The sequence below is a fragment of the Serratia sp. YC16 genome (assembly GCF_009707615.1).
GTDB lineage: Bacteria > Pseudomonadota > Gammaproteobacteria > Enterobacterales > Enterobacteriaceae > Serratia > Serratia surfactantfaciens.
Window position 1 is genome coordinate 32,194 of record NZ_WLYN01000007.1, and the last position, 25,219, is coordinate 57,412.

Genomic DNA, 25,219 nt, shown 5'->3' on the forward strand with positions numbered 1-25,219 from the left:
GCCGGTGCCTGCCATGCAGGTTCTCAACAAATCCGGCGGAATGATTTACACTCCGTTCTCTTTGCCGCGGCATGTCCCGGCGTAGAGCACCATGGAACGTATTAAGCGGGATCGTACACAAATGAGCAGATCACTTTCCATCGCCCTGGCCCAGTTGAACCTGCTGGTCGGCGACATTGAAGGCAACACCGAACGCATGTTGCAAATCGTGCAGGAGCAGCAGAAGGCGGGAGCCGATCTGGTCATGTTCACCGAACTGGCGCTGTCCGGTTATCCGCCGGAAGATCTGCTGTATCGCAATGACTTCTACCAGCGCTGCGATGCGCAGCTGCTGCGCCTGCAGCAGGCCTCCGCCGAGACGGCGATCCTGGTCGGCCACCCGTGGCGCGAAGGCGACAAGCTGTACAACGCGCTGTCGCTGTTCGCCGAGGGCCGCCTGCTGACCCGCTACTTCAAGCAGCAGTTGCCGAACTACGGCGTGTTCGATGAGAAGCGCTATTTCCACGCCGGCAACGACACCTGCGTGGTGGAGCTGAAAGGCTACCGTCTGGGGCTGCTGATCTGCGAAGATCTGTGGTTCCCTGAGCCGATCGACGCCGCCAAGGCGGCCGGTGCGGAGATTATCCTGTCGATCAACGCCTCGCCGTATAACCGCGAAAAGCCGTATATCCGCAAAACGCTGATGGCCGGCCACTGCCAGCGCACTCAGCTGCCGCTGGTGTACCTCAACCAGGTCGGCGGCCAGGATGAGCTGATCTTCGACGGCTGCTCCAAGGTCTTCGACGCCGCCGGCACCATGACTCACCGTCTGGCGGCCTTCGACGAGCAGGTGACCCGCCTGGAATTCAACGATCTGGCCGTGGTGCCGATGGCCGATCCGGCCGCTGAGCTGCCGCAGCTGGCGCAGGTGTACCAGGCGCTGGTGCTGGCGGTGCGCGACTACGTGACCAAAAACGGCTTTAAAGGCGCGGTGCTGGGCCTGTCCGGCGGCATCGACTCGGCGCTGACGCTGGCGATCGCCGTGGATGCGCTGGGCAAAGACAAGGTGCAGGCGCTGATGATGCCGTTCCGCTATACCGCGGATATCAGCATCGCCGACGCCAAAGAAGAGGCGGAAATCCTTGGCGTGGAGTTCGATATCGTCTCCATCGAGCCGATGTTCGATGCCTTTATGGGCCAGCTGTCGCCGATGTTCGCCGGCACCGAGCGCGACACCACCGAAGAAAACCTGCAGGCGCGTTGCCGTGGGGTGGTGCTGATGGCGCTGTCCAACAAACGCCGCAGCATCGTGCTGACCACCGGCAACAAGAGCGAAATGGCGGTGGGTTACGCCACGCTGTACGGCGATATGGCCGGCGGTTTCGACGTGCTGAAAGACGTGCCGAAAACGCTGGTGTTCAAGCTGTCCGAATACCGTAACACCGTCTCCTACGTGATCCCGCAGCGGGTGATCGATCGTCCGCCGTCCGCCGAGCTGGCGCCGGATCAGGTCGATCAGGACAGCCTGCCGCCGTACGATATCCTGGATGCGATCCTGGAAGGTTACGTCGAGCGCGACAAGTCGGTCGCCGATCTGGTGGCCGAAGGGTTCGACGAAGCGATCGTGCGCAAGGTGATCCGCCTGGTGGACATCAACGAATACAAGCGGCGTCAGGCCGCCGTCGGGCCGCGCATCACCGCCCGTAACTTCGGCAAAGACCGCCGCTACCCCATCACATCCGGTTTTGGCCGCAAAAATTGGTAAAAGGAAAGAAGATGAAAAAGATCGACGCGATTATCAAGCCGTTCAAACTGGATGACGTCCGCGAAGCGCTGGCCGAAGTGGGCATCACCGGCATGACGGTCACCGAAGTCAAAGGCTTCGGCCGCCAAAAGGGCCACACCGAGCTGTACCGCGGCGCCGAATACATGGTCGATTTTCTGCCTAAGGTGAAGATCGAGATCGTGGTTGCCGACGACATCGTCGACACCTGCGTGGAAACCATCATGCAAACCGCGCAGACCGGCAAGATCGGCGACGGCAAAATCTTCGTCTTCGACGTGGCGCGCGTGGTGCGCATCCGTACCGGCGAGCAGGACGAAGAAGCGATCTGATCCTCGCAAGGGTCCTCGGCCATCAGGGCGCAGCATGCTGCGCCCTTGTCATTTCTGTTCCCCGCACATCGCACTTCTTCGCCTCATTGTTTCCCCCATTTTTGCCTGTTGGTATTCTAAAAAAGCGAACGCTATCGCGTTTTTGATACTTTTCCCGATCGCTTCACGGCCGGTGTCTACACTCAACGCAATGTTTTTGCTTGAGGAATCACCCCCATGATGACGTTACGCCAAATCCGCCACTTTATCGCCGTGGCGGAAACCGGGTCGATCTCCGCCGGCGCCCAGGCGGTGTTTGTCTCCCAGTCTTCACTGACGTTGGCGATCCAGCAGCTGGAAACCGAGATCGGCGTGCGGCTGTTCGATCGCCACGCCAAGGGCATGACGCTGACCCATCAGGGGCACCAGTTCTTGCGCCAGTCGTATCTGATCCTGGCGACGGTGGACAACGCCAAGCGCAGCCTGCAGATCGGCACCGAGAGCCTGACCGGCAAGCTGACCGTCGGCGTCACCAGCCTGGTGGCCGGTTACTTCCTGGTGGAACTGCTCACGCGCTTTAAATCGGCCTATCCCAACGTCACCGTGCAGGTGGTTGAAGACGAGCGCCCGTATATCGAGCATCTGCTGGTCAGCGGCGAGATCGACATCGGCGTGCTGATCCTGTCGAACATCGAAGACCGCGATGCGCTGCAGACCGAGGTGCTGATGCACTCGCCGTATCGCCTGTGGCTGCCGCCGCTGCACCCGCTGCTGGATCACGAGAGCATCAGCCTGGCGGACGTGGCCAAACAGCCGCTGATCCAGCTCAACGCTGATGAAATGGACGTGCATGCACGGCGCATCTGGTCGCGCGCCGGGTTGAAGCCGGAGATCGCCATGAAAACCGCCTCGACCGAGGCGGTGCGCAGCCTGGTGGCGGCGGGGATGGGGGTGTCTATCCTGCCGGACATGGCGTACCGCGCCTGGTCGCTCGAGGGCAACATGATCGAGGCGCGCAAGCTGGACGATCTGCTGGAGCCGCTGGATATCGGGCTGGCGTGGCGGCGCGGCAGCGCGCGGCCGGAGCTGGTGACGCCGTTCCTGACCATTGCGCGCGAGAACGGCAGCAAACACGCCGCTGGGCTTAAGCATTCGATTTAATCGAACGCGGCGTTCAGTATTTAGAATTTGTTGCCCGCCAGAGGCTCGCTTAGGCTGATTAAAACTAACTTATTCACATTTGGTTAACGTTTTTGTCACTTAGGGGCGTCAGGCGATGGCAGATGTGCAGGTTCTCTCAGGTTTGTCCTGTCAGCAGTTCATTAACGGTCAGCTTGTCGACGGCGAAGGCCAGCAGGAGTGCATTGTCAATCCGGCCAACGGCGAGACGCTGATCGCCCTGACCGAAGCCTCTGCGGCGCAGGTCGGCAGCGCGGTGAAAGCCGCGCAGCAGGCGTTCGGCCACTGGTCGCGCACCACGCCAGGCCAGCGCGCCGCCTTATTGCTGCGCATCGCCGACGCCATCGAGCGGCAGGCGCCGCAGCTGGCGCAGCTGGAAGCCCTCAACTGCGGCAAGCCGCTGCATCAGGCGCTCAATGACGATCTGCCGGCGGCGGTCGACGTGTTCCGCTTCTTCGCCGGCGCGGTCCGCACGCAGCAAGGGCAGCTGGCCGGCGAGTATGTGCCGGGCCACACCTCGATGATCCGCCGCGATCCGCTCGGCGTGGTGGCCTCGATCGCCCCCTGGAACTATCCGCTGATGATGGCGGCGTGGAAGATCGCGCCGGCGTTGGCGGCGGGCAATACCGTGGTGTTTAAACCCTCCGAACATACGCCGCTGACCATTCTGGCGCTGGTGCCGGCGCTGCAGGAGATCCTGCCGCCGGGCGTGCTGAACATTGTCTACGGCGGCGGTGAAGGGGTCGGCAGCCAACTGGTTGGGCACCCGCAGGTGCGGCTGGTGTCGGTCACCGGCGATATCGTCACCGGGCAAAAAATTCTTCAGGCGGCGGCCAAAAGCGTCAAGCGCACCCACCTGGAACTGGGGGGCAAGGCGCCGGTGATCGTCTGCGACGACGCCGATCTCGACGAAGTGGTCAACGGCATTCGCACCTACGGCTATTACAACGCCGGCCAGGACTGCACCGCCGCCTGCCGCATCTACGCGCAGGCCGGCATCTATCCCAAACTGGTGGACGCGCTGGGCGAGGCGGTCGCCAGCCTGCGCTTCGCCCGCAAGCGCGATCAGGACAACGAGATCGGCCCGTTGATAAGTAGCCGCCAGCGCGATCGCGTCGCCAGCTTTGTCGAGCGGGCGCTCAGCCAACCGCATATCGAATTGATCACCGGCGCCGCGGCCCACTCCGGGCCGGGGTTCTACTACCAGCCGACCCTGCTGGCGGGCTGCCTGCAAAGCGACGAAATCGTGCAGCGCGAGGTGTTCGGCCCGGTGGTCAGCGTCACGCGCTTCGAGCACCTGGAGCAGGCGGTCGAGTGGGCCAACGACTCGGAATACGGGCTGGCTTCGTCGGTGTGGACGCAAAATATCGACCGGGCGCTGCACATCGCCGCCCATCTGCAGTACGGCAGCACCTGGATCAATACCCATTTCACCTTGGCGAGCGAGATGCCGCACGGCGGCCTGAAACGCTCCGGCTACGGCAAGGATCTGTCCAGCGATTCGCTGCAGGATTACAGCGTTGTCAGGCACGTTATGGCGAAGTTCAAAGCCAGCTTCTAACGGTTATATCAAGAAAATCAGGCGGCAGCCGTTCCCTGCCGCACACCGATAAGCAACACAGGGGTAATTACGATGGGAAAAACTACCGCAGTCACCACCACCGTCTCCGCGCTCTGCCTCACCGTGCTGTGCGGCCTGGCCCAGGCGGCCGATCTGCCGCAGTCGCTGGGCAAAGGCGAAGGCCGGCTGGATATCATCGCCTGGCCCGGCTACATCGAACGCGGCCAGTCGGATAAAAACTACGACTGGGTCACCCAGTTTGAAAAGCAAACCGGCTGCGCGGTGAACGTGAAGACCGCCGCCACCTCCGATGAAATGGTCAGCCTGATGGCCAAGGGTGGCTACGATCTGGTGACCGCCTCCGGCGACGCCTCGCTGCGTCTGATCTTCGGCAAGCGGGTGCAGCCGATCAACACCGCGCTGATCCCGAACTGGAAGAACATCGATCCGCGCTTGCTGAACGGCGCCTGGTACACCGTGGACGGCAAAACCTACGGCACGCCGTACCAGTGGGGGCCGAACCTGCTGATGTACAACACCAAAACCTTCCCGACGCCGCCGGACAGCTGGGCGGTGATCTTCCAGCAGCAGAACCTGCCGGACGGCAAGAGCAACCAGGGGCGGGTGCAGGCTTACGACGGCCCGATCTACATCGCCGACGCGGCGCTGTTCCTGAAGGCCACCCAGCCGCAGCTCGGCATCAGCGATCCTTACCAGCTCAACGAAGAGCAGTACCAGGCGGCGCTGAAACTGCTGCGTAGCCAGCACGCGCTGATCCACCGCTACTGGCACGATACCTCGGTGCAGATGAGCGACTTTAAAAACGAAGGCGTGGTGGCCTCCAGCGCCTGGCCGTATCAGGCCAACGCCCTGAAGGGCGAAGGGCAGCCGATCGCCACCGTGTTCCCGAAAGAGGGCGTGACCGGCTGGGCGGACACCACCATGCTGCATGCCGACGCCAAACACCCGAGTTGCGCCTACCAGTGGATGAACTGGTCTCTGGAGCCGAAGGTGCAGGGCGACGTGGCGGCCTGGTTCGGTTCGGTGCCGGCTTCGCCGGCGGGCTGCAAGGCCAGCGCGCTGCTGGGTGAGAAGGGCTGCGAAACCAACGGCTTTAACCAGTTCGACAAAATCGCCTTCTGGAAAACGCCGCAGGCGCAGGGCGGCAAGTTCGTGCCGTACAGCCGCTGGACCCAGGATTACATCGCCATCATGGGCGGCCGCTAAGCCGCGGGGCGCAGCCCGCTGCGCCCGATTTACATCAGTATGGAGCACAGAAAATGACCATTGCCGTGCAATTCATCGATGTTTCGCGGACTTTCGGCGATGTTCGCGCCGTGGATCGGGTATCCATCGACATTCAGGACGGGGAATTTTTCTCCATGCTCGGGCCGTCCGGTTCGGGCAAAACCACCTGCCTGCGCCTGATCGCCGGCTTTGAACAGCTCACTTCCGGCTCGATTCGTATCCACGGCCAGGAAGCTGCCAACCTGCCGCCGTACCAGCGCGACGTGAACACCGTGTTTCAGGATTATGCGCTGTTCCCGCACATGTCGGTGCTGGAAAACGTCGCCTACGGCCTGATGGTGAAGGGCGTCGCCAAACGCGAGCGGCTGGCGCGGGCGCAAGAGGCGCTGGAGAGCGTGGCGCTCGGTTTCGTCGCCGAACGCAAGCCGGCGCACCTGTCGGGCGGCCAGCGGCAGCGCGTGGCGTTGGCGCGCGCGCTGGTCAATCGGCCGCGGGTGCTGCTGCTGGACGAACCGCTCGGCGCGCTGGATCTCAAGCTGCGCGAGCAGATGCAGGGCGAGCTGAAGAAGCTGCAGCGCCAGCTGGGCATCACCTTTATCTTCGTCACCCACGATCAAAGCGAAGCGCTGTCGATGTCCGATCGGGTGGCGGTGTTCAATAACGGCCGCATCGAACAGGTGGATACGCCGCGCGAGCTTTACATGCGGCCGAAGACGCCGTTCGTTGCCGAGTTCGTCGGCACCTCTAACGTGGTGCGCAGCGAGCTGGCGCAGCGTCTGCTCGGCGAAAGCCGGACCTTCTCGATCCGGCCGGAACATATCCGCCTGCTGGAGCAAGGCGGCGCGGCGCAGGACGAGATCCAGGTGCAGGGCACGCTGCAGGAAATCCATTACCAGGGCGCGGCCACGCGGTATGAGATCGCGCTGAACGGCGGCGAAAAGCTGCTGGTCAGCCAGGCCAATCCGCAGTGGATCGCCGCAGGGCAACAGCGGCAGATCGGCCAGCCGATTGTCGCCTGCTGGCCGCGCGCGGCGATGGTGCCGCTGCTGGAGGAGAGGTGAGATGGACATGAGCATCGATTCCCCCTCGGCGCGCGGCGGTAGCGTGCGCGCGCTGTCGACCTGGCTTTATCGCCGGCCGACGTTGTACCTGCTGCTGTTGCTGGTGCCGCCGCTGCTGTGGTTTGGCGCGGTGTACCTCGGTTCGCTGCTGACGCTGCTGTGGCAGGGTTTTTACACCTTCGACGATTTCACCATGGCGGTGACGCCGGATCTGACTTTCGCCAACCTGGCGGCGCTGTTCAACCCGGCCAACTACGACATCATCCTGCGCACGCTGACCATGGCGGTGCTGGTGTCGCTGGCCAGCGCGGCACTGGCGTTCCCGATCGCCTATTACATGGCGCGCTACACCAGCGGCCGCGTCAAAGCGTTCTTTTACATCGCGGTGATGATGCCGATGTGGGCCAGCTATATCGTCAAAGCCTATGCCTGGACTCTGCTGTTGGCGAAAGACGGCGTGGCGCAGTGGTTCCTGCAGCACCTGGGGCTGGAGCCGCTGTTGGCTTCGCTGCTGACGGTGCCCGGCGTCGGCGGCAACACGCTGTCGACCTCGGGCCTGGGGCGTTTTCTGGTGTTCGTCTATATCTGGCTGCCGTTCATGATCCTGCCGATCCAGGCGGCGCTGGAGCGCCTGCCGCCCTCGCTGCTGCATGCCTCGGCGGATTTGGGCGCCCGGCCGGCACAGACCTTCCGTCACGTCATTTTGCCGCTGGCGGTACCGGGCATCGCCGCCGGGTCGATCTTCACCTTCTCGCTGACGCTGGGCGACTTTATCGTGCCGCAGCTGGTGGGGCCGCCGGGCTATTTCATCGGCAGCATGGTGTACGCCCAGCAGGGCGCGATCGGCAATATGCCGATGGCCGCGGCCTTTACGCTGGTGCCGATCGTCCTGATCGCCATCTACCTTTCCATCGTCAAACGTCTGGGGGCCTTCGATGCACTCTGAACGCGCGCCCTTAGGGCTGAAGCTGGCCGCCTGGGGCGGACTTGTCTTCCTGCATTTCCCGTTGGCGATCATCGCCATCTACGCCTTCAACACCGAGGACGCAGCCTTCAGCTTCCCGCCGAAGGGCTTCACGCTGCATTGGTTTAACGTCGCCGCCGGACGGCAGGACATCATCGATGCGGTGCTGCTGTCGGCGCAGATCGCCTGCCTGGCGACCGCCGTCGCGCTGGTGCTCGGCACCCTGGCTGCGGCGGCGCTCTATCGGCGCGATTTCTTCGGCAAGGACAGCATTTCGCTGCTGCTGCTGCTGCCGATCGCGCTGCCGGGGATTGTCACCGGCCTGGCGCTGCTGGCGGCGTTCAAGGCGCTGAACATCGAGCCGGGCATCCTGACCATCGTCGTCGGCCATGCGACTTTCTGCGTGGTGATCGTGTTCAACAACGTCATCGCCCGGTTCCGCCGCACCTCATACAGCCTGATCGAGGCTTCGATGGACCTCGGCGCCGACGGGTGGCAAACCTTCCGCTATGTGATCCTGCCGAACCTCGGCTCGGCGCTGCTGGCCGGCGGCATGCTGGCATTCGCGCTGTCGTTCGATGAAATCATCGTGACCACCTTTACCGCCGGCCACGAGCGCACGCTGCCGCTGTGGCTGTTGAACCAGCTCGGTCGCCCGCGCGACGTGCCGATCACCAACGTGGTGGCGCTGTCGGTGATGCTGTTGACCATGCTGCCGATCCTCGGCGCTTACTACCTGACCAAAGGTGGGGAAAGCGTCGCCGGCAGCGGCAAATAATTTCCTTACCCGACCTCTGATAAAAGGATAACCCTATGCAAAGCCAACTGTTGATTGACGGCCAACTGGTGAATGGCCAGGGCGCGACCCAGCCGGTGTATAACCCGGCGACCGGCGAAGTGATCGCGCAGGTGGCGGAGGCCAGCCCGGAGCAGGTCGATCGCGCGGTGCTGGCGGCAGACGCCGCGTTCGCCGCCTGGGGGCAAACCACGCCGAAAGAGCGCGCCGAGCATCTGCTCAAGCTGGCGGATCTGATCGACGAGCATGCCGAGACCTTCGCCAGGCTGGAGTCGCTCAACTGCGGCAAGCCTTATCACTGCGTGCTGAACGACGAGCTGCCGGCGGTGGCCGACGTGTTTCGCTTCTTCGCCGGTGCCAGCCGCTGCCTGACCGGCATGGCGGCCGGCGAGTATCTGGCCGGGCACACCTCGATGATCCGCCGCGATCCGCTCGGCGTGGTGGCCTCGATCGCGCCGTGGAACTACCCGCTGATGATGGCGGCCTGGAAACTGGCGCCAGCGTTGGCGGCGGGCAACTGCGTGGTGATCAAGCCTTCGGAGCAGACGCCGCTGACCACCTTCAAACTGGCCGAACTGGCCGCCGGGTTGTTCCCGCCGGGCGTGCTCAACGTGCTGTTCGGCCGCGGCGCCAGCGTCGGCGATCGGCTGACCGGGCATGACAAGGTGCGCATGGTGTCGCTGACCGGGTCGATCGCCACCGGCGAGCACATCATCGCCCACACCGCCGCCGGCATTAAACGCACCCATATGGAGCTGGGCGGCAAGGCGCCGGTGCTGGTGTTCGACGACGCCGATTTGCAACAGGTGGTGGACGGCATTCGCGGCTTTGGTTTTTACAACGCCGGCCAGGATTGCACCGCCGCCTGCCGCATCTACGCGCAGAAAAGCATTTATCCCGAGCTGGTGAAGCGGCTGGGCGAGGCGGTGGCCAGCCTGAAGATCGGCGCGCCGGACGATGAGAGCACCGAACTGGGGCCGTTGATTACCGCCCAGCATCTGGAACGGGTCGCCGGTTTCGTCGAGCGAGCCAAAGCGTTGCCGCACGTACAGGTAGTGACCGGCGGCGAGAAGGTGAAGGGGCCGGGCTACTATTTCCAGCCGACGCTGCTGGCTGGCGCGCGCCAGGAAGATGAGATCGTGCAGCGCGAAGTGTTCGGCCCGGTGGTGACGGTGACGCCGTTCGACGACGAAGAGCAGGTGCTGGCTTGGGCGAACGAATCCAACTACGGATTGGCCTCGTCCGTGTGGACCCGCGACGTGGGCCGCGCGCATCGCTTAAGTGCCCGCCTGCAATACGGCTGCACCTGGGTGAACACCCACTTCATGCTGGTGAGCGAGATGCCGCACGGCGGCCAGAAACTGTCCGGTTACGGCAAGGATATGTCGATGTACGGGCTGGAGGATTACACGGCCATTCGTCATGTGATGTTCAAACATTGATTTTACAATAATTATCCGCACAATAGCGCGGCCTTTGGGCCGGCCCCGGCCGGCCGATGATAATAAAAATTGAAAGGAAGCCTATATGGGTATCACCCGACGCGATTTTCTCAACGGGGTGGCGATCACCATCGCCGCCGGGTTGACGCCGCTGCAAATCCTGCGCGCGTCACCGCAAACCGCCAATCAAACCCTGTACTACCCGCCGGCGCTGACCGGGCTACGGGGCAACCATCCGGGCTCGTTCGAGCATGCGCATCAACTGGGGCGCGACGGAAAAGCCTTTGACTTCGGCAGCGTGCCCGCCGTTGAAGAGTTCGATCTGGTGGTGGTGGGCGCCGGCATCAGCGGCCTGGCGGCCGCCTGTTTCTGGCAGCAGCTGAAGGGCGAGCAGCAGCGCATTCTGCTGATCGACAACCATGACGACTTCGGCGGCCACGCCAAGCGCAACGAATTCAACAGCGACGACGGCATGTTGCTCGGCTACGGCGGCAGCGAATCGCTGCAGTCGCCGCGTTCCAACTTCAGCCCGGTGGCGATGGGGCTGCTGCGCAAGATCGGCGTCGATATCGATCGGTTGGAGCAGGCTTTTGACACCAATTTCTATCCGGATCTGAACCTGAGCCGCGGCGTTTATTTCGATCGCAAAAACTTCGGCATCGATAAGGTGGTGAGCGGCGATCCGGGCCGCACGGTGGCGGACGACATTCCGCGCGATCGCCTCAACGGGCGGCCTTACGCAGAGTTCATCGGCGATTTCCCGCTGCCGGAAAGCGACCGCCAGGCGCTGATCGCGCTGCATACGGTGGAGAAAGATTATCTGCCGGAGATGACGCTGGAGCAGAAGGTCGAATGGCTCGACACCCACAGCTACACCCAGTTCCTGCGTGAGAAGGTTGGGCTGAGCGAGCTGGCGATCCGCTACTTCCAGCAGACCACCAACGATTTCCAGGCGGTGGGCATCGACGGCACCTCGTGCAGCGATGCGCGCATCTGCGATCTGCCGGGCCTCGGCGGCATGAATCTGCCGCCGCTGGACGAAGAGTCGCAGGCGGATCTCGACGATCCTTATGTGTTCCATTTCCCGGACGGCAACGCCACGCTGGCGCGCCTGATGGTGCGCAAGCTGATCCCGGCGGTGGCGCCGGCCGGCAAGGACATGGACGACGTGGTGCTGGCCAAATTCGACTACAGCCAGCTCGATCGGCCGGAGTCGCCGGTGAAGCTGCGTTTGAACAGCACCGGGCTGCACGCGGCCAACGTCGGCGACAAGGTGGAAGTCACCTATATGACCGGCGAGAAGATGACCAAGGTGCGCGCGGGCCAGGTGGTGATGGCCGGCTACAACATGATGATCCCGTATCTGGTGCCGGAGATGTCGCACGAGCAGCAGGAGGCGTTGAAGCAGAACGTCAAGTCGCCGCTGGTGTACAGCAAGGTGGTGATCCGCAACTGGCAGCCGTTCATCAAGCTGGGCGTGCACGAGATCTACTCGCCGGCTGCACCGTACAGCCGCGTGAAGCTGGATTATCCGGTGAGCATGGGCGGCTATCAGCATCCGCGCGATCCGGATCGGCCAATCGGCCTGCATATGGTGTATGTACCGACGCTGCCGGGCAGCGGCCTCAGCCCGCGTGAGCAGTCGCGCAAAGGGCGCGCGCTGCTGCTGGGCACGCCGTTTGAGGTACACGAGCAGATGATCCGCGAACAGCTGCAGGGCATGCTGGGCGAGGCCGGTTTCGATCATCAGCGCGATATTCAGGCGATCACCGTCAACCGCTGGTCGCACGGTTACTCCTACTTCCTCAACGGGCTGTTTGACGACGAAGAAGAAGCCAAGAAAATCATCGAAACGGCGCGGCAGCCGATCGGCAAGATCGTTATCGCCAACTCCGATGCTGACTGGAGCCCGTACGCCAACTCGGCGATCGATCAGGCGTGGCGCGCGGTTAACGAACTGGCCTACGGCAAGGTTGCCGCCAAGGAGGGAGCATGAGTCTGCGTTCGCTGTACCTGTTGAGCCTGCTGGCGGCCGGCGGTTCGGCCCAGGCGATGTCGGCCGGGGAATACGTCGCCAAAGCCGGTGATTGTACCGCCTGCCACACCGCGCCGGGCGGCGCTGAATTGGCGGGCGGCATGAAATTCCCGACGCCGCTCGGGGCCATCTACGCCACCAACATCACGCCGGACAAGCTGCACGGCATCGGCGCCTATTCGTTCGAGGAATTCGATCGCGCCATGCGCCAGGGGGTGGCCAAAGACGGTCACCGGCTCTACCCGGCGATGCCGTACACCTCGTACGCCAAAATGAGCGCGGAAGACATGCGTGCGCTGTATGACTATCTGATGAACGAGGTGCCGGCGCAGAACGTCGCCAACCGCGCCAGCGACATCAGCTGGCCGCTGTCGATGCGCTGGCCGCTGGCGGTGTGGAACCAGCTGTTCCACGACGACCAGCCGTATCAGGCGGATCCGCAGCAGAGCGCCGAGTGGAACCGCGGCGCCTACTTGGTGCAGGGTGCCGGCCACTGCGGCAGCTGCCACACGCCGCGCGGCTGGGCGATGCAGGAGAAGGGGCTGGATGGCAAGGAAACGGTGTTCCTGAGCGGCGCCGAACTCGACGGCTGGTACGCTTCCAATCTGCGCGGCATGCCGCCGGAAGAGGTGACGGCGCTGCTGAAAACCGGCCGCAGCCGCCATGCGGCGGTCGCCGGGCCGATGAGCGAGGTGGTGACCCACAGTACGCAGTACCTCAGCGACGGCGATCTGAACGCCATCGCGGTGTACCTGCGCAGCCTGGCGCCGGAAAGCGCCGCCAAACCTGCCTCATCTGCTGCACAGGCGGATAATCCGGGCGGCAAGGCGACCTATGCGATGTACTGCTCGACCTGCCACGGCAACCAGGGCGAGGGCACCGACTTCGCCATTCCGGCGCTGGCGGGCAACGCCACGGTGACGGCGGACAATCCGCTGACCGCGCTGCGGGTGGTGCTGGAAGGGGCGCATACGCCGACCACGCAACAGGCGATGGCGTTCGACATGCCGGCTTACGGCTGGGCGTTGAACGATCGGCAAGCGGCCGATCTGATGAGCTATCTGCGGGGAAGCTGGGGCAACCAGGCGGCGCCGGTGACGGTACAGCAGGTGCAGGACGCGCGCAAACTGCAGGCGAAATGAAGGGGGAGCGCGGTCTGACGGCCGCGCTCCGCAAGCATTACAGCACCTTATGCGGGCCGAAGCATTCGTAGTGGATGCGTTCGACCTCTACGCCCATCTCCAGCAGCTGTTTGCCCACGAACTGCATGAAGGCTACCGGGCCGCAGAAGTAATAGTGCATCTGCGGATCGGCCAGGCTGCCCCGCAGCGCGCTCAAATTCATCAATCCGCGGCTGTGGTAATCGCGGCCTTCCACGTCATCGGCGCTCGGCTCGCGGTACCACACATGGCGGTTCAGATTCGGCATGCGCCCGGCAATATCCGCCACTTCATCGGCAAAGGCGTGCACGTCGCCGTTTTCCGCCGCGTGCAGCCAGTGGACCTGCGCCTGATGCTGGTTGTCGTGCAGGGTGTTGAGCATGCCGAGCATCGGGGTTTGGCCGACGCCGGCGGAGATCAGCGCCACCGGCGTAGTCGGCGCCACGTCGAGGAAGAAGTCGCCGTGCGGCGGGGCGATGTAGATCACGTCGCCTTCCTGCGCCTGCTGATGCAGGTAGTTGGACACTTTACCCTGATCTTCACGCTTTACCGCGATGCGGTAGAACTCGCCGTTCGGCGAGGTGGTCAGCGAGTACTGGCGAATTTCCTGATGCTCCAGGCTGTCGTGCTTGATGTAGACCGCCAGATACTGCCCCGGTTTGAAGTCCGCCACCCGGCCGCCGTCCACCGGCGCCAGCACGAAGCTGCAGATCACGTCGCTCTGCGGCTGTTTCTTCAGGATGCGGAATGCGCGCAGATCGCGCCAGCCGCCGTTATCGGTTTCGCTCTGCTGATAAATCTGCTCTTCACGCTGAATAAACACGTTGGCCAGCACGCCGTAGGCTTTGCCCCAGGCGTCCAGCACTTCCTGACCCGGGCTGAACATCTCGTCCAGCGTTGCCAGCAGGTGGCCGCCGACGATGTTGTACTGCTCCGGCTGAATATTGAAGCTGGTGTGCTTCTGCGCGATGCGCTCCACCGCCGGCAGCAGCGCCGCCAGGTTCTCGATGTTGGCGGCATAGGCGCAGATGGCGTCGAACAGCGCCTGACGCTGATCGCCGTTGCGCTGATTGCTCATGTTGAAAATGTCTTTCAATTCCGGGTTGTGCGCGAACATGCGATCGTAAAAGTGGGCGGTCAGCTTCGGCCCGGTTGCAGCCAGCAGGGGAATGGTGGATTTCACGGTGGCGATGGTTTGGCTATCCAGCATGGGAGCGCTCCTTGGGTTGGGCTCTTGACGAGAATTTTAATGATGTATTTTAAATGCATCTTATTGGGTTCCGCGTCTCTTGTAAATGCCCTTGTTTTCGTTGCGGTGTTCTTCAGGCGTCGATCGTGTTCACAGAACATGAAAAAAGCGCATTGTTCGCATGAGGAAATGTCCGTTGATAAACGGGGACATTTCGCGGATCAAAGCCTTGCGCTGCCTTATGCCAATCGTTTGCGTAAAAACCTCTGTCAAGACCTATCTTCGGTGGGGGGAAACGGTTTACACTGTGGCCCAGAACCCAAACGGGTAGTTATTTGGTGATTTTTTAGTTAGCTGATTTAAGTCAGGAGATGCCGGATGTTAAAGCGTGAAATGAACATTGCCGATTACGATGCTGAACTGTGGCGCGCCATGGAGCAGGAAGTGGTGCGTCAGGAAGAGCACATCGAGCTGATCGCGTCTGAGAACTACACCAGCCCGCGCGTGATGCAGGCTCAGGGTTCCCAGCTGACCAACAAATACGCTGAAGGCTATCCGGGCAAGCGTTACTACGGCGGCTGCGAATACGTGGATATCGTTGAACAGCTGGCTATCGATCGCGCCAAAGAATTGTTCGGCGCCGATTACGCCAACGTGCAGCCGCACTCAGGCTCCCAGGCTAACTTCGCCGTGTACACCGCGCTGCTGCAGCCGGGCGACACCATTCTGGGCATGAACCTGGCGCACGGCGGTCACCTGACCCACGGTTCCCCGGTCAACCTGTCCGGCAAGCTGTATAACGTGGTGCCTTACGGCATCGACGACAAAGGTCAAATCGACTATGACGATCTGGCCAAACAGGCGCAGACCCACAAGCCGAAAATGATCATCGGCGGCTTCTCCGCTTACTCCGGCGTGGTTGACTGGGCCAAAATGCGCGAAATCGCCGACAGCATCGGCGCTTACCTGTTCGTCGACATGGCGCACGTAGCGGGTCTGATCGCCGCCGGCGTGTACCCGAACCCGGTGCCGCACGCGCACATCGTCACTACCACCACCCACAAAACCCTGGCGGGTCCGCGCGGCGGTCTGATCCTGGCGAAGGGCGGCGACGAAGAGCTGTACAAGAAGCTGAACTCTGCCGTGTTCCCTGGCGGCCAGGGCGGCCCGCTGATGCACGTGATCGCCGGCAAGGCGGTGGCGCTGAAAGAAGCGATGGAGCCTGAGTTCAAGGTTTACCAGCAGCAAGTGGCGGTCAACGCCAAGGCGATGGTGGAAGTGTTCCTGCAGCGCGGCTACAAAGTGGTCTCCGGCGGCACCCATAACCACCTGTTCCTGCTGGATCTGGTCGACAAAAACCTGACCGGTAAAGAAGCTGACGCCGCCCTGGGCCGCGCCAACATCACCGTCAACAAAAACAGCGTGCCGAACGATCCGAAGAGCCCGTTCGTCACCTCCGGCGTGCGTATCGGCACCCCGGCCGTGACTCGTCGCGGCTTCAAAGAAGCCGACGTGCGCGAGCTGGCCGGTTGGATCTGCGATGTGCTGGACAACATCAACGATGAAGCCACCATCGAACGCACCAAGAAGAAAGTGCTGGATATCTGCGCCCGCCTGCCGGTTTACGCCTAATCCCGCTTTCGCCTGACAAAACCCGCTGCGGCGGGTTTTTTTATGGCCGCTTGCGGCAAACTGTGAACTGTTTGGCACTCTAATGCATTGAAGTGGAATGAAGATTGCCGGGCGGTGTGAGCTCTGTCAAAGTATCGCCCTCACACCGGAGGGATCATGGTTCTGCAATCAACGCGTTGGCTCGCTCTCAGTTATTTCACCTACTTCTTTTCCTATGGCATCTTCTTACCGTTCTGGGGCGTGTGGCTGAAAGGCGAGGGCATCGCGCCCGAAACCATCGGCATTTTACTCGGCGCCGGTCTGGTGGCCCGCTTCCTCGGTAGCTTGCTGATTGCTCCCCGCGTTAAAGATCCCTCTCATCTGGTCTCCGCCCTGCGCCTGTTGGCCCTGTTGACGTTGGCCTTCGCGGTCGGTTTCTGCTTCGGCAACGGCTGGGGGTGGCTGATGCTGGTGATCGCCGGTTTCAACCTGTTCTTTTCGCCGCTGGTGCCGCTGACCGACGCCCTGGCCGCTACCTGGCAGAAGCAAATCCGCATGGACTACGGCCGGGTGCGGCTGTGGGGGTCGCTGGCATTCGTCATCGGCTCGGCGCTGACCGGGCAACTGGTGGCGGTGTGGGGCCATAACGCCATTCTCTACAGCCTGATCCTCAGCGTGCTGGCGATGCTGCTGGGCATGCTGTTGAAGCCGAACGTTATGCCGCAGGGTGAAGCGCGCACGCACAGCGGGGACGAGCGTTCGCTGTGGGCGCTGCTGAAAGAAGGGCCGGTCTGGCGCTTCCTGCTGTGCGTCACGTTGCTGCAGGGGGCGCATGCCGGCTACTACAGCTTTGGCTCCATTTACTGGCAGGAGGCCGGTTATTCGGCCTCGACCATAGGCTACCTGTGGTCGCTGGGCGTGGTGGCGGAGGTGATTATTTTCGCCAGCAGCAACGTGCTGTTCCGCCGCTGGAATGCGCGCAACCTGCTGTTGCTCTCCGCCTGCTGCGGCGTGTTGCGCTGGAGCCTGATGGCCTACAGTACCGAACTGGGCTGGTTGCTGCTGATTCAGATCTTGCACTGCGGCACCTTTACCGTGTGCCACCTGGCGGCGATGCGCTTTATCGCTGCGCGTCAGGGGCAGGAGGTGATCCGGCTGCAGGCGGTGTATTCGGCGTTGGCGATGGGCGGCGGTATCGCCGTCATGACGGTGATCGCCGGGTTCCTGTTCGAACATTGGCAGGGCGGGGTATTCTGGGTGATGGCGGCGGTCGCAGCGCCGGCCTTGTTCATCCGGCCACCGGCGGTCAGCGTCAGCCGTTGATGTTGATTAAGGGGCTTCCAGCAGCGCGCGGATGGCCTCGCGCTGCCGGCTTTCCAGCGGCAGCTCGGTGTAGATCAGCGGCGGGTGCGGAGCGCTGTGCACCGCCGCATAAGGGGTGATCACCAGCGTGACGCCCTGCGGCGCTCCGCCGCGCAGGTAGTCGCCCAGCGGCAGATACTTGATGTTCAGCGGCAGTAGCGTGAGCTCGCGGAGCTGATATTCCACTTCCTCTTCCAACTGCGGGTTATCCAGCGTCAGCAGCAGCACCTGTTTTTCCTGTAGTGCGTTGTCCTGCATCAGCCAGGCACCGAAGCTGATGGCCACCAGGCCCGCTTCCTCGTTGGAAAACTGCACGCCGTACTCCTGTTCCAGCGGCTTCAGCGCATCCTGCGTGGTGCGCATCAGCCGCGGGTATTTACGCACCACTTCTTCCAGCAGCATATTGTCGATGCCGATGGCGAAACGGCAGCGCTCCAGCGCCGGCGCCAGGTGGGCGAACAGCTGGCTGACCAGCTCCGCTTTGCTGCTGAAAGCCATGCCGGAAAGCTGCTGGAAACGCACGACCATGCTGTCGATCGCCGCCATCAGCCGCTGTTCTTGCGCCGAGTCATCGCTGTGGTAGCTGTGATTTTTCAACATGGTGAAGGTCAGCGCCAGAAAATCGCGCTCGTCCGCGTGCGGCGGCTGGTTAAACAGCCGGTTGCAGGCCTGATGTAGCCAGGCGGCGGCTTGCTGCTCCGGCTTTTGCCGCAGCCAGTCGCGTTGAACGGCGTCGAAACGCGGATGGCGCTGCAGGCGGTTTTGCCAGGCGCAGTAGAGCAGGTAATGCTGCAGAAATTGGCGGTCGCGCGCGTCGAAGTGGCGGTTGAGCAGCGGCTCGCAGGCGTCTATCGCTTGAGCCAGCTGCGACGCCGACCCGGCATCGGCCGCCAGCGCCAGCCGCAGGCGCGGGGCGAAGTCGCTTTCGACGAACTGCGGGCTGCAGCGCAGGGCCCGCCGCAGCCAATGGATCAGGCACAGGCGTTGGTCGAGCGCGCTGCCCCGCAGTTGGTAGCCATGGTCGGGATCGACGGCGATCTCCAGATGGTGGAAACGCTGGATTTCACTGGCCACCTCGGCTATATCTTGCCGGGTTATCGGGGGGGCGACGCCATTGATTCGGCTTAAGGTCTCCAGCTGTAACTCGGGCTCCGGCGTGTACAGCATCAGCAGCAGATGACAGCGCCGTTGTTGTCCGGAGAGCTCAGGCACGGGAGAGGTGTCCAGGCTCATATCACCTTCCGGCATATAAGGTTGCGATTATGCCTAAGCATAGCAAAAGGCTTTGTAACGTCAGGATGACAGCGCGGCTTTTACTTCGGCTTACAACTTTCGTCACAAATATTGCCGGGAGCGGCAGACCGTTCGGTAGTTATTTGTGTTACGTTATAACAAATGCAGGTAAGACAGGATAATGATGAAGTTACGTCGTCTTTTGGCTGCCCTCGGCGCCGTGTTCAGCGCTGGAGCGGCCGCTCATCCGCACAGCTTTATCGACATGAACACCACCTTCGTCGCCAAAGACCAGCGGCTGGTCGGCCTGAAAATGGTGTGGGTGATGGATGAAATCACCTCGGCGGATCTGCTCTACGATGCGAAAAACGCCAAGAGCGATTCGGAAGTGTGGAAAAAGCTGGCGGCGGAAGTGATGGCCAACGTGCTGGGGCAGCACTATTTCACCGATCTTTATCGTGACGGCAAGCCGGTGAAATACCTGAACTTGCCCAGCGAATATCACCTGTCGCGCCAGGGCAACCAGGCGGTGTTGGAGTTCGTGATGCCGTTGGCCGAGCCGCAGCCGTTGGCGGGCAAGCCGTTTCAACTTTCTACTTACGATCCGACTTATTTCGTGGATATGACCTATAAAGACCAAAATGCGCTGCATCTGCCGCCGGAGATGGCGCAGCAGTGCAGTTACAAGCTGATGACGCCGAAGCCGAATGCGTCGCTGCAGGCCTATGCGCTGTCGCTCGACAAGAACGACTCGCCCGGCGAAGACCTGGCGCTGGGGCAACAGTTTGCCCAGCGGGTGACGCTGCAATGTCGCTAAATTTCTCTCCGCCGACGACAAGCCGACGCCACTGGGCCTTTGGCCTGTGGCCGCTGCTGCCGTTCACGCTGGCGCTGATGGCCGCCGCGCTGCTGGCGTGGCACTACTGGCCGCAGCTGCTGATGCAGAGCGTGGTATGGCAAAAAGCGCTGCATCAACAGATGGCGGGGCTGTTGCAGCAGGTGAAGGCCGCGCCGCAGCAGGCCGGGCTGGCGCTGATGCTGTTCAGCCTCGGTTATGGCGTTTTGCATGCGCTTGGGCCCGGCCACGGTAAAGTGGTGATCGCCACCTATCTGGCCACCCACCCGGCGCGGCTGAAAAGCAGCCTGAAGCTGACCTTCGCCGCGTCACTGGTGCAGGGGCTGGTGGCGATCGCGCTGGTGACGTTGATGTTGGTGGTGTTGCAGCTCTCTTCGCGCCAGCTGCACCAAAGCAGCTTTTGGCTGGAGAAGGGCAGTTTTATTCTGGTGATGCTGCTTGGCGCGCTGCTGAGTTGGCGCGCGCTGAAACGTCTGTTTGCGGCGATCAAAGCGATGCGCCCGGCGCCGGCGCTGCGCATCAACAGCCTGACGCCGCTGGCGGCGGATCATGTGCACAGCGCCGACTGCGGCTGCGGGCACCGGCATCTGCCGAGCGACAGCGAGCTACAGGCGGGGAGCGACTGGCGCACCCGAACCGCCATCGTGCTGGCGATGGGCATGCGCCCCTGCTCGGGGGCGATTTTGGTACTGCTGTTCTCCAAGGTGATCGGCGTGTTCGGCTGGGGCGTGCTTTCCGCGCTGGCGATGGCATTCGGCACATCCTTGACCATTTCCATGCTGGCGCTGCTGGTGCATTACAGCCGCCGGCTGGCGGTGCGCCTCAGCCGTTCGCGCGCGCCCGCCGCCTGGAGCGCGGTAGCCTGGGGCTCGCTGGCGCTGGCCGGTGGCCTGATCCTGCTGGCCGCTGGGCTGCTGCTGTACGTCAGCGCGCAGCCGGAATTCGGCGGCGGCATCCGCCCCTTCTCTCGCTAACGGGCATAAAAAAAGCGCTGCATCGGCAGCGCTTTTTTTCGATTCGCTTCTGGCGATTAACGCTTCAGCGCTTCGCTCAGTTCTTCACGCATGGTGGCCAACATGGCTTTCACCACGCGCGGGTTGCCCGCTACCACGTTGCCGGAGCTGAAGTGGTTGTGGCCGCCGACGAAGTCGGTCACCAGGCCGCCGGCTTCACGCACCAGCAGCTCGCCCGCAGCGAAGTCCCACGGCTTCAGGCCGATTTCGAAGAAACCGTCTACGCGGCCGGCGGCCACATAGGCCAGATCCAGCGCGGCGGAACCGGTGCGGCGGAAGTCCGCACACTGGGTGAACAGTTTGCCGACGATGTTGATGTAAGGCGTAGCGTGCTGTTTGACTTTGAACGGGAAGCCGGTCGCCAGGATGGTGCCATCCAGATCTTTGGCGTTGGTGCCGCGCAGGCGGTAACCGTTGAGCTGTGCGCCCTGGCCGCGAGTGGCGGTGAACAGTTCGTTGCGCATCGGATCGTAAACCACGGCCACTTCAGTACGGCCTTTGATGCGTACGGCGATGGAAACGGAGAAATGAGGGAAGCGTTTGATGAAGTTTGCAGTGCCATCCAGTGGATCGATCACCCATTGCACATCGCGATCTTCGCCGATCAGTTCGCCGCGCTCTTCGCTCACGATGCTGTGTTGCGGATAAGACTTGCGGATGACGTCGATGATCAGATGCTCTGCATCGCGATCGACGTTGGTGACGAAGTCGTTGGTCCCTTTCTGGCTCGCTTCTACAGCGTCAGGGGTTTCGTAGTTTTTGGCAATCAGGTTACCGGCCTTGCGCGCAGCGCGCACGGCGATAGTCAGCATCGGATGCATGGGTATCTTCCAACTAGGATGTTAAAGAACAGGAAACGGCGCGAAGTATAGCAGCTGTTCGGCAAATTGCCTACGGCTGTGTTAAGATGCTGCGATTTTCCGCCACGCTCAGAGTTTGTATGCTGCACAATATCCGCATTGTTCTGGTAGAGACTTCACATACCGGCAACATGGGCTCGACCGCCAGAGCCATGAAAACCATGGGTTTAACCAACCTTTATCTGGTTAATCCGCTGATCAAACCCGATTCTCAGGCCATCGCCCTGGCCGCCGGTGCCAGCGACGTGATCGGCAACGCCACTATCGTCGATACCCTCGATGACGCCATCGCCGGCTGCAGCCTGGTGGTGGGTACCAGCGCGCGCTCCCGCACCTTGCCGTGGCCGATGCTGGAGCCGCGTGAATGCGGCGTGCGTTCGGTGCACGAAGGCGAGCACGCGCCGGTGGCGCTGGTGTTCGGCCGTGAACGCGTCGGGCTGACCAACGATGAATTGCAGAAGTGCCACTACCACGTCGCCATTCCGGCCAACCCGGACTACAGCTCGCTGAACCTGGCGATGGCGGTGCAGATCCTGGCGTACGAAGTGCGCGTGGCTTACCTCGATCGCCAACAGGCGGGCGCGCCGCAGCTGGAAGAGACGCCGTATCCGCTGGTGGATGACCTCGAGCGCTTCTATCAGCACCTGGAGCAGACGCTGCAGCGCACCGGCTTTATTCGCCCGTCCCATCCGGGCCAGGTGATGAACCGCCTGCGTCGGCTGTTCACCCGCGCGCGCCCGGAAGGGCAGGAGCTAAATATCCTGCGCGGCATGCTGACGTCGATCGAGAAACAGGACAAACATCAAGGTAATTAATTGATGCGGCGTAACGGTGGGCGACAATAGTATTAGTTATCCAAAGGTTATAACATGTATTTTATATACCTTTGTTCTTGCTAAGTACAAAACGTGCTAATACTTGAGTTAATTACTAGGTTAAATAGTTGACTGATTTACTCAGGAATGTCAGACTTTCGGCCATATTTGACCAACAGGTAACCATTGAGCTATGAGACTGACATCCAAAGGCCGTTATGCCGTAACCGCTATGCTCGACGTAGCGCTGCATTCCCAGGAAGGGCCGGTGCCACTGGCGGACATTTCCGAACGCCAGGGTATTTCGCTCTCTTATCTGGAACAATTATTCTCCCGTCTGCGCAAGAATGGCCTGGTGGCCAGCGTGCGCGGTCCGGGCGGTGGTTATCTGCTGGGTAAAGACGCGGGTGAGATCGCCGTTGGCGCTGTCATCACTGCTGTCGATGAATCGGTAGATGCAACCCGTTGCCAGGGCAAAGAAGGCTGCCAGGGCGGCGATCGCTGCTTGACCCACGCCCTGTGGCGCGATCTGAGCGAGCGCATCAGCGGGTTCCTGAACAACATTACGCTGGCTGAACTGGTCAACAACCAGGAAGTGCTGATGGTGGCAGATCGTCAAAACAACGATACGCGCCGCACGGCCAACGGTCGTCCGCAAGAAACTATCAACGTTAATCTGCGCGCATAAGCAGCTGGCGAAATTATTTTAGTTTTTGGAAGTGATGTACGGAGCACAAGAGCAATGAAATTACCGATTTATCTGGATTACTCAGCAACGACGCCGGTCGACCCGCGCGTTGCTGAGAAGATGATGCAGTTTTTGACCCTGGACGGCACTTTCGGCAACCCGGCTTCCCGTTCCCACCGTTTCGGTTGGCAGGCGGAAGAGGCGGTAGACATCGCCCGTAACCAAATCGCCGAACTGGTGGGCGCAGACCCGCGCGAAATCGTCTTCACCTCCGGGGCGACCGAATCCGACAACCTGGCGATCAAAGGCGCTGCCAATTTCTACCAGAAAAAAGGCAAGCACATCATCACCAGCAAAACCGAACACAAAGCCGTGCTGGACACCTGCCGTCAGCTGGAGCGCGAAGGGTTCGAAGTGACCTACCTGGCGCCGCAGAGCAACGGCATCATCAGCCTGCAGGATCTCGAAGCGGCGATGCGCGATGACACCATCCTGGTCTCCATCATGCACGTCAACAACGAGATCGGCGTGGTGCAGGACATCGAAGCGATCGGCGAAATGTGCCGCGTGCGCGGTATCATCTACCACGTTGACGCTACCCAGAGCGTGGGCAAACTGCCTATCGATCTGAGCAAGCTGAAAGTCGACCTGATGTCGTTCTCCGGCCACAAAATCTATGGCCCGAAAGGCATCGGCGCGCTGTACGTGCGCCGCAAGCCGCGTATCCGCATCGAAGCGCAGGTGCACGGCGGTGGTCACGAGCGCGGCATGCGTTCCGGCACCCTGCCTGTTCACCAGATCGTCGGCATGGGCGAAGCTTACCGCATCGCCAAAGAAGAGATGACCGAAGAGATGGCACGTCTGCGCACCCTGCGCGATCGTCTGTGGAACGGCGTGAAAGATATGGAAGAAGTGTATCTGAACGGCGATCTGGAGCACGGCGCACCGAACATCCTGAACGTCAGCTTCAACTATGTTGAAGGCGAGTCGCTGATCATGGCGCTGAAAGACCTGGCCGTTTCTTCCGGTTCAGCCTGTACCTCCGCCAGCCTCGAGCCGTCCTACGTGCTGCGCGCGCTGGGCATGAGCGATGAATTGGCGCACAGCTCGATCCGTTTCTCCCTGGGGCGTTTCACCACGGAAGAAGAGATCGACTACACCATTCAACTGGTGCGTAAATCCATCGGCCGTCTGCGCGATCTGTCCCCGCTGTGGGAGATGTTCAAGCAGGGCGTGGATATCAACAGCATCGAATGGGCGCATCATTAATTCTCAGGTTTCAGGAGCAAGGTCATGGCTTACAGCGAAAAAGTAATCGATCATTATGAAAACCCGCGCAACGTGGGTTCTTTCGACAACGAAGATCCTACCGTCGGCAGCGGCATGGTAGGGGCGCCGGCTTGCGGCGACGTCATGAAGCTGCAGATCAAGGTTAACGATGAAGGCATCATCGAAGACGCGCGCTTTAAAACTTACGGCTGCGGTTCCGCCATCGCCTCCAGCTCGCTGGTGACCGAATGGATGAAAGGCAAGTCGTTGGATCAGGCTGAAGCGATCAAAAACACCCAGATCGCCGAAGAGCTGGAATTGCCGCCGGTCAAAATTCACTGCTCGATCCTGGCTGAAGACGCCATCAAAGCAGCGATTGCCGACTATAAGAGCAAGCATAGCGCCAAGTAATTTGTCTGAGTCGGCCCGGCCGCGCCGGGCTTTGATGTGAAGTGTGAGGTTGTGATGTCTATTACCATGAGCGACAGCGCTGCGCAGCGTGTTCAGGCGTTTTTGACGAACCGCGGCAAAGGTCTCGGCCTGCGTCTGGGAGTGCGAACTTCCGGCTGCTCCGGGATGGCGTACGTGCTGGAATTTGTTGACGAAGCCAACGATGACGACATCGTGTTTGAAGACAAAGGCATCAAGGTGATCATCGACGGCAAGAGCCTGGTCTACCTTGACGGCACCGAGCTTGATTTCGTTAAGGAAGGCCTGAACGAAGGCTTCAAGTTCAACAACCCGAACGTCTCAAGCGAATGCGGCTGCGGCGAGAGTTTCAACGTCTGACAGTCCATCGTGCTC

General features: G+C 61.7%; 23 protein-coding genes. 20 read left to right on the forward strand and 3 right to left on the reverse strand.

Going from position 1 to position 25,219, the window contains the following annotated elements; all coding sequences use genetic code 11:
• The first annotated feature begins 121 nt into the window (after positions 1-121).
• The 11 genes from GKN89_RS18375 (at position 122) to GKN89_RS18425 (ending at position 13,501) form a co-directional block, all read left to right on the forward strand.
• Positions 122-1,744, forward strand: coding sequence for an NAD+ synthase (locus tag GKN89_RS18375; RefSeq protein ID WP_019452332.1), 1,623 nt, complete (start codon positions 122-124; stop codon positions 1,742-1,744).
• A gap of 11 nt (positions 1,745-1,755) precedes the next feature.
• A complete protein-coding gene (glnB, locus tag GKN89_RS18380; protein WP_004847623.1) occupies positions 1,756-2,094 on the forward strand; it encodes a nitrogen regulatory protein P-II in 339 nt (112 codons plus the stop codon).
• Positions 2,095-2,310: 216 nt separating this feature from the next.
• Entirely contained in the window at positions 2,311-3,234 is a 924-nt protein-coding gene (locus GKN89_RS18385) for a LysR substrate-binding domain-containing protein (RefSeq protein ID WP_019452333.1), read from the forward strand.
• A gap of 115 nt (positions 3,235-3,349) precedes the next feature.
• Positions 3,350-4,813: a gamma-aminobutyraldehyde dehydrogenase gene (locus tag GKN89_RS18390; RefSeq protein ID WP_154747513.1), complete on the forward strand. Its 1,464-nt coding sequence runs from the start codon at positions 3,350-3,352 to the stop codon at positions 4,811-4,813.
• A 72-nt stretch (positions 4,814-4,885) separates the two neighbouring features.
• Complete coding sequence (gene ydcS / locus GKN89_RS18395) at positions 4,886-6,040, forward strand: putative ABC transporter substrate-binding protein YdcS (protein ID WP_019452335.1); 1,155 nt, start codon at positions 4,886-4,888, stop codon at positions 6,038-6,040.
• Between the two features lie 53 nt (positions 6,041-6,093).
• Positions 6,094-7,122, forward strand: a complete 1,029-nt coding sequence (locus GKN89_RS18400) for an ABC transporter ATP-binding protein (RefSeq protein WP_019452336.1) — start codon at positions 6,094-6,096, stop codon at positions 7,120-7,122.
• A gap of 1 nt (position 7,123) precedes the next feature.
• Complete coding sequence (locus tag GKN89_RS18405) at positions 7,124-8,068, forward strand: ABC transporter permease (protein WP_019452337.1); 945 nt, start codon at positions 7,124-7,126, stop codon at positions 8,066-8,068.
• On the forward strand, positions 8,058-8,864 hold the full coding sequence (locus tag GKN89_RS18410) for an ABC transporter permease (RefSeq protein WP_154747514.1): 807 nt from the start codon (positions 8,058-8,060) through the stop codon (positions 8,862-8,864). Before GKN89_RS18405 ends, GKN89_RS18410 begins: the two co-directional genes overlap by 11 nt.
• Before the next feature lie 35 nt (positions 8,865-8,899).
• The gene (patD, locus tag GKN89_RS18415) at positions 8,900-10,324 is read left to right on the forward strand and encodes an aminobutyraldehyde dehydrogenase (protein WP_015378788.1); all 1,425 of its coding nucleotides are present in this window, start codon (positions 8,900-8,902) and stop codon (positions 10,322-10,324) included.
• A gap of 85 nt (positions 10,325-10,409) precedes the next feature.
• On the forward strand, positions 10,410-12,320 hold the full coding sequence (locus GKN89_RS18420) for an FAD/NAD(P)-binding protein (RefSeq protein WP_154747515.1): 1,911 nt from the start codon (positions 10,410-10,412) through the stop codon (positions 12,318-12,320).
• Positions 12,317-13,501: a cytochrome c gene (locus GKN89_RS18425; RefSeq protein ID WP_154747516.1), complete on the forward strand. Its 1,185-nt coding sequence runs from the start codon at positions 12,317-12,319 to the stop codon at positions 13,499-13,501. Before GKN89_RS18420 ends, GKN89_RS18425 begins: the two co-directional genes overlap by 4 nt.
• A 37-nt stretch (positions 13,502-13,538) precedes the next feature.
• On the opposite strand, the gene hmpA is transcribed toward GKN89_RS18425, so the two are convergent.
• On the reverse strand, positions 13,539-14,729 hold the full coding sequence (hmpA, locus tag GKN89_RS18430; RefSeq protein WP_154747517.1) for an NO-inducible flavohemoprotein: 1,191 nt from the start codon (positions 14,727-14,729) through the stop codon (positions 13,539-13,541).
• Between the two features lie 357 nt (positions 14,730-15,086).
• On the opposite strand from hmpA, the gene glyA reads away from it, so the two are divergent.
• Both glyA and GKN89_RS18440 read left to right on the forward strand, forming a co-directional pair.
• Entirely contained in the window at positions 15,087-16,340 is a 1,254-nt protein-coding gene (gene glyA / locus GKN89_RS18435; RefSeq protein WP_004941389.1) for a serine hydroxymethyltransferase, read from the forward strand.
• 156 nt (positions 16,341-16,496) lie between these two features.
• Entirely contained in the window at positions 16,497-17,642 is a 1,146-nt protein-coding gene (locus tag GKN89_RS18440; protein ID WP_019452342.1) for a 3-phenylpropionate MFS transporter, read from the forward strand.
• Positions 17,643-17,648: 6 nt separating this feature from the next.
• On the opposite strand, the gene csiE is transcribed toward GKN89_RS18440, so the two are convergent.
• Complete coding sequence (gene csiE / locus GKN89_RS18445) at positions 17,649-18,914, reverse strand: stationary phase inducible protein CsiE (protein WP_154747518.1); 1,266 nt, start codon at positions 18,912-18,914, stop codon at positions 17,649-17,651.
• Between the two features lie 181 nt (positions 18,915-19,095).
• Here csiE and GKN89_RS18450 point away from each other — a divergent pair, with 181 nt between their 5' ends.
• Together GKN89_RS18450 and GKN89_RS18455 are read left to right on the forward strand one after the other, a co-directional pair.
• Positions 19,096-19,731, forward strand: coding sequence for a DUF1007 family protein (locus GKN89_RS18450; RefSeq protein ID WP_063919896.1), 636 nt, complete (start codon positions 19,096-19,098; stop codon positions 19,729-19,731).
• The gene (locus GKN89_RS18455) at positions 19,722-20,744 is read left to right on the forward strand and encodes a nickel/cobalt transporter (protein WP_154747519.1); all 1,023 of its coding nucleotides are present in this window, start codon (positions 19,722-19,724) and stop codon (positions 20,742-20,744) included. Before GKN89_RS18450 ends, GKN89_RS18455 begins: the two co-directional genes overlap by 10 nt.
• 56 nt (positions 20,745-20,800) lie before the next feature.
• Here GKN89_RS18455 and suhB read toward each other — a convergent pair whose 3' ends face one another.
• Positions 20,801-21,604, reverse strand: coding sequence for an inositol-1-monophosphatase (gene suhB / locus GKN89_RS18460; RefSeq protein WP_004941400.1), 804 nt, complete (start codon positions 21,602-21,604; stop codon positions 20,801-20,803).
• Between the two features lie 119 nt (positions 21,605-21,723).
• Between suhB and trmJ the strand changes: the two genes are divergently transcribed.
• The 5 genes from trmJ (at position 21,724) to iscA (ending at position 25,204) form a co-directional block, all read left to right on the forward strand.
• Positions 21,724-22,458, forward strand: a complete 735-nt coding sequence (gene trmJ / locus GKN89_RS18465; RefSeq protein WP_019452346.1) for a tRNA (cytosine(32)/uridine(32)-2'-O)-methyltransferase TrmJ — start codon at positions 21,724-21,726, stop codon at positions 22,456-22,458.
• Positions 22,459-22,651: 193 nt separating this feature from the next.
• Complete coding sequence (iscR, locus tag GKN89_RS18470) at positions 22,652-23,146, forward strand: Fe-S cluster assembly transcriptional regulator IscR (RefSeq protein ID WP_025159551.1); 495 nt, start codon at positions 22,652-22,654, stop codon at positions 23,144-23,146.
• Positions 23,147-23,200: 54 nt separating this feature from the next.
• Positions 23,201-24,415, forward strand: a complete 1,215-nt coding sequence (gene iscS, locus GKN89_RS18475; protein WP_042785213.1) for a cysteine desulfurase — start codon at positions 23,201-23,203, stop codon at positions 24,413-24,415.
• Positions 24,416-24,439: 24 nt separating this feature from the next.
• Entirely contained in the window at positions 24,440-24,826 is a 387-nt protein-coding gene (gene iscU, locus GKN89_RS18480) for a Fe-S cluster assembly scaffold IscU (protein WP_004941408.1), read from the forward strand.
• A gap of 54 nt (positions 24,827-24,880) precedes the next feature.
• Positions 24,881-25,204 (forward strand): iron-sulfur cluster assembly protein IscA, encoded by a 324-nt coding sequence (gene iscA / locus GKN89_RS18485; protein WP_004941410.1) that lies wholly within the window; start codon positions 24,881-24,883, stop codon positions 25,202-25,204.
• Positions 25,205-25,219 lie beyond the last annotated feature (15 nt).